This is a genomic window from Priestia sp. P5_B4, assembly GCF_056400385.1.
The window spans coordinates 1-691 of record NZ_JBFULJ010001373.1; the positions used below are offsets into that span (position 1 = coordinate 1).

Annotated in this window: 2 protein-coding genes; one reads left to right on the forward strand and one right to left on the reverse strand. The window is 32.1% G+C overall.

Features of this window, described 5'->3' with window-relative positions:
* Positions 1–310: hypothetical protein (locus AC1DRF_RS31070; protein ID WP_477742711.1), on the forward strand; the 310-nt coding region annotated here is incomplete at its 5' end.
* An 81-nt stretch (positions 311–391) separates the two neighbouring features.
* Here AC1DRF_RS31070 and AC1DRF_RS31075 read toward each other — a convergent pair.
* Positions 392–538, reverse strand: a complete 147-nt coding sequence (locus AC1DRF_RS31075) for a BH0509 family protein (RefSeq protein ID WP_013056404.1) — start codon at positions 536–538, stop codon at positions 392–394.
* Between the last annotated feature and the right edge of the window lie 153 nt (positions 539–691).

The following is a 691-nucleotide window of genomic DNA, read 5'->3' on the forward strand; positions in this document are numbered from 1 at the left end:
GGATTTCTATTCTCCAAGAACAGGGTTGGAGAATGAAAATGAGCATTTTGAATGGAATATCCAAGGAAATAATCGATTTGATGAACGAATTGAATCTTTTATAAAAGATATAAACGAACACACGATTGTAGAAAGAGTTGACTCGGACGAAGTAGGAGGGCTAAAGATCTTTTTATCTCAAGGTTATTTATTGGAGGTATTTCCAGATACGTCAGAAGACGATGAATACAGTGAGTTCTGGAGACTTTTCAACCGGAAGGAAGACACCCCTCACTTTGTTGTCACAGGAAATGGTGTTAAAAATGAGTAATCCTATAATTAAAGAAACGAAAAAAGCACAAACCCGTTGGAACCAAACGTTTTTGTGCTTTTTTCTTATTTTATAATTGAGTTACATATAATCATAAGCGGAATCATCAAAATAGAGCCAGTGATAATATTCAACCTGCGGATCTGTCATCTTCGAAACTTCTTCTTCATTGAATTTTTGATACTCAACTAATTTCTGCACTTTAGAATTTCTTTCCACTTGGCTCATTTTAAATCCTCCTTATAGTTTGAGAAGTAACCATGTATTTAAATATAGAAAGCGTTTTCTTTTTCTTGCTTTTATTATATATCTCAATATGAGATTAAAACAATATCAATTATAGATGATTTTTCAAAAAACAATATAGAAATGGTATCATGG